This window comes from Rhodopirellula halodulae (genome assembly GCF_020966775.1).
GTDB classification, from domain to species: domain Bacteria; phylum Planctomycetota; class Planctomycetia; order Pirellulales; family Pirellulaceae; genus Rhodopirellula; species Rhodopirellula halodulae.
Genome location: NZ_JAJKFV010000026.1, coordinates 1 through 4,087, shown reverse-complemented (window position 1 = coordinate 4,087; position 4,087 = coordinate 1). Strand labels below are relative to the sequence as shown.

Below are 4,087 nucleotides of genomic sequence, written 5' to 3'. Positions count from 1 at the left end.
GCATCGCATCAATCGGACGGATGCTCCGAAGACTTGCACCCGCTGGCGACCAACCTCCGTTCAAATATCGACTTACAACCTGAATCGGTTTCCGGATAGGCTCTCAGTGGAGCAACGAGTCCGCGCCGTCGGTGGTGTCCATATCTACTTGCCAATCGTTACTGTGATTTTGGCAACAATATTTGGCGCGGTCGGTATACTCGTGTGGATGTCGACTCCAGAGACCAACTCTAGCATCACCTCGGCACGCCACGATAAGGGCGAACCATCGGATGCACGTGAGTCGCCGAGTTGAGTTTTCTGGAGCGGTTAGTCGTTCGCGGCGACCACGTGATCCGTGCCGTTCCCCGGCAGACCATTCTCCGCTGTGATACCGCTCCGATGCGTCACAAAGGAACAAGCGTATCAGGCGTGTCCAATCCTCACGGCATTCAAAAAAGCTCGACGCCTTTCTTGATTGAGAGATACCAGCGTGGCAAACCTAACAAATCCCCGAATCATATGGCTGAAGGGCACGCTTTTTGTAGCTCTTGGCTTGCTCGCCTCAATTCTGTTGGCTGTTCAGCTTCCAGATATGCGATACGTCGCTCTGCTTGCAATTGCTGTGTGGGCTTTTTGCCGTGCTTATTACTTCGCGTTCTACGTGATCGAACATTACGTCGATTCTGGTTTCCGGTTCTCTGGCTTGCTAGACTTTGCGCGGTACGCGTTTATGGGGCCTACTCCGGACAATTGCAAATGCGGGGAACAATGCGATGCACACCGAGCCGCCGAGTAGTGTTTTCACAAATGGTTGATTTCTCGCGGCGGCCGGGTGATCGCTGCCGTTATCCCACTTCTGTGGCATTGAATCCGTACACATCGCCTACACATACGCCGGGTGCCAACACCAACGCAAGAAGTTGCTGCCCTATCTGCAGTTGGGAGACGAGCCGCTGGCGTTGTGCGTACCGAACTGTCGAGTGCCCAAACTGCAAGCTTTTGCTTTCACTGAAAACACCGGAAATCGTTGAACTTGTTTCGGTAGTGCTACTATTTGGGGCCGTTTTTGGTTTGCCGCGTCTGTTCCCAATTCTAGACGATCAAATCCTGCACTTTCCGGCCGTCATCCTACTGAACTCTCTCGTGTCACCACTGATTGCGATTTGGCTCGGGAAGCCATGGCCACGTTATAGGCTCCGTTTTCTTAAGATGTCGAAGGTGGAAGAACTGCGCACTGAATATCTGGCCCTGTCACTCAGATCGAAGATATAATCGCAAGATCCATTCTGTTGGTAGCGTGTTCGTCAAACCACTACATCTACCATGTCAATGGATAACCATCGCATGCACACGGAGCGGTGGTGGAGACCTGCTTCTCTTTCCGATCACGCTGGCTTCCACCGCCCGGTGATGCTAATCGTTACCCGAAAGAGTAGCCATGATCTCACACGCTAAGCTACTGCAGGCCAGTCTTATCGTGTGCGTCGTTGGGTGTGGGGCGCCAGTTGTCGATGACACTCCAGAAAATGATGTCACTGTTCCGGCCAGGTTTGCTGGTCTCGTCGCTGACGGAAGGCTTGTCGATGCTGCTGCGCTTGTCGAGCTGCCATCTCGCTTCTACCCGTCGGACGATGGACTGTGGGTTATTGCGTCACCCGGCAATTCTTCCGATCCCGAGTGGACTGTAGCCGCAACACCTAACACCTGGGCTACTCGTTTCCGAAACGGCACGCTCAGGCCAACCACACTCTTCGGTCCGGATGAATCAAGCGATCGTGACCACTTTTATCTCTCGACCGGTATAATGTGTGACCCGCTTCAAGCGGTTGTGAGAATCGTTCCTCTAGGAGATCGCGTAAGACTTTTTGTAGATCCAATTGGAGAACGCACAGATTTTGTTTTAGGAATAGGATGCGGCAATTCGGGTAACCATGAATTGCACGGGAGGACGGGAGTCGTGTTTTATGGTCTGCTTGCAAATCGTTCGCCCGTCCCCCGTGAATTCTACCGTTACCCGATTGAAGTAAGTGCCAACTCGATTGAAACCTGAAATGCGATACCTGATTCTTGTGGCAATTCTTGCAATCGCTAACACTGTGCTTCAAGCCGATAACTACTGCCCAGAAGGATCGGACGACGTTTTCACCGTTACCCCCGAAATCCTCGCAACGACGCCAGCGTGGAATCCGCTATCGGATGAAGTGCCCGTCTCGGCGGCCAACGCAATACGGGTCGCAGCCACGTACCACAACAAAATCATTCCGACCGGACGAACCGAATGGTATGTTTTTGAACTCGCCGGCGCTACGTTGGTGCGTTCCGAAAATGATCGGTGGTATTGGGTCGTTCAGTACAACGCCCACTTCGATCCGGATGTCAAGCCACCCAAAGATGGTAAATTGGTTGGGGGATGGATCGGTCCTGCCATCAGTCACAATCGGTATCCTGTGTTGCTTAATGGAAAGCTCGCGCCTTCGCACCGGCGTCGCTCTTCCAGTAATTTCGCGAAAAATTGCGTTTCGGATTTGAATTCACGACGCCGGATAACCATGTGTTGGACCGAAGATCGCGATGTGGCGGTTTTGACATGGAAGACACAAGGCGCGATCTCGGTCAACACCAACGTTCGTCGCATTAACATGAGACCTATTGCACGCGTTTTTGGTCATTGCGCAATCGCTGTCGTGACGTTGATTGCTGGATGCGGTCCCGGCAATCTCACAACTAATGAGCGTATGCGCCAAAACATAACTGCGGACTTGGAACAGAAAGGAGCGTACTTTGTTGGCTTTACGGAGGGTACATCGATTCCTGACATGGCCTGTTTCCTCAACGTCAAGTCACTCGATGGTATAGAGAAATATCCAACGCTTACCCATCTCGACTTTACCGATAGCACCGTATCTGATCGCCACCTCAGAGAGATCGTATTGCTGCCCAACGTCTTTTATCTGGAATTGGATGGCACCAAGGTTTCCGACGCGGGAATCGAAGTACTTTCTGCGATTCCGAACCTTAACATGGTGGACTTGACTGGAACCCATGTCTCGGATGCTTCCGTTCCTGCGCTCGCCCGGATTAAGGGCCTGCAAGGGGTGGTTGCAGAGAGTGCGAACCTCAGTGAGTCAGGGGTTCGACAGTTGATGAAATTGCGTCCGGACATCTGGGTTAAACACGAGTCAGTGACGGGCCCACAAGATGGGGAAGGTGAAGATCAAAGGGAGGACGACCTTGGTGATCCGAGAGGAGGATCTGACGACGAACCATGAATTGCACGGGAGAACGGGAGTCGTGTTTAATGGTCTGCTTGCATGTCTTTCGCCCGTTCCCCATGAATTCTGCCGTTCGCCGACATGAGAGTCCTCAAATCATGGCAATCCGTATCTTTCCGCTGATCGCAATCACGCTTTTGTCTTGCGGCTGCAGTTCACAGAACGAAAACCCATCACAAGCTGATGTCTCGTCGAACTGGACGCCCGCAGAGCTGTCGGAACGCCAGGGCGACCTCTATAGCTACTTGCTTTCCGAACTTGAGGAGCCTGAAAAGTACGTCGATCTAGATGAGCCTGATGGGCGAATCTACTGCCTGACATTGACGCCAATGGATCAATGGGCCGATACGGGCAACTGGCGCAATATACCAACGGATTTCCTGCATGAGCATCCAGAGCTCAATACTTGGTATAGGCCTGCAACCGATGCGTATCTCAAAGACGGTCATGTGTTGACAAAGGATTCCGATGCTCGTGCCTGGATGGAATGGGTCACAATTCGTCGATGGGTATCCGAAACGGAGGCCGAGGTTCAGACCGGCGTCTGGTGTTGCCCGCTGGGTGGTGGCGCATCAACGCGAACATATGAGAAGATTGACGGCAATTGGAGAATCATCGACTATGGAGAGTCCTGGGTTTCGTAGTATTTGCGGCGAACCAAGCAATGCACCCGAGTCGCGAAGTCGGGCGTTTTGGCAATGGACAATCTCTCGTCGCGACCGGGTGATTGCCGACGTTATCCGACTGAAATGCAACCGACCGCCACGAGTGTGCCAACATCAACCGGCAAGATCGTGCTCCGATCCTTGTCGAAGGAACTTGATACGGACACG

3 protein-coding genes are annotated in these 4,087 nt (G+C 52.7%); all 3 read left to right on the top strand.

The annotated features are described in order from the left end of the window. Window positions 1-1,420: 1,420 nt before the first annotated feature. The 3 genes from LOC70_RS13035 (at window position 1,421) to LOC70_RS13025 (ending at window position 3,898) form a co-directional block, all read left to right on the top strand. Complete coding sequence (locus LOC70_RS13035; protein WP_230254024.1) at window positions 1,421-2,032, top strand: hypothetical protein; 612 nt, start codon at window positions 1,421-1,423, stop codon at window positions 2,030-2,032. A 1-nt stretch (window position 2,033) separates the two neighbouring features. After that, on the top strand, window positions 2,034-3,251 hold the full coding sequence (locus LOC70_RS13030; RefSeq protein WP_230254023.1) for a hypothetical protein: 1,218 nt from the start codon (window positions 2,034-2,036) through the stop codon (window positions 3,249-3,251). A gap of 101 nt (window positions 3,252-3,352) precedes the next feature. Beyond that, window positions 3,353-3,898, top strand: a complete 546-nt coding sequence (locus LOC70_RS13025; protein WP_230254022.1) for a hypothetical protein — start codon at window positions 3,353-3,355, stop codon at window positions 3,896-3,898. The last annotated feature ends 189 nt before the right edge of the window (window positions 3,899-4,087 follow it).

Bases quoted from the DNA above. Each gene is read 5' to 3' on its own strand.
- LOC70_RS13035 (WP_230254024.1), top strand. From the start codon at position 1,421: ATGATCTCACACGCTAAGCTACTGCAGGCCAGTCTTATCGTGTGCGTC.
- LOC70_RS13030 (WP_230254023.1), top strand. From the start codon at position 2,034: ATGCGATACCTGATTCTTGTGGCAATTCTTGCAATCGCTAACACTGTG.
- LOC70_RS13025 (WP_230254022.1), top strand. From the start codon at position 3,353: ATGGCAATCCGTATCTTTCCGCTGATCGCAATCACGCTTTTGTCTTGC.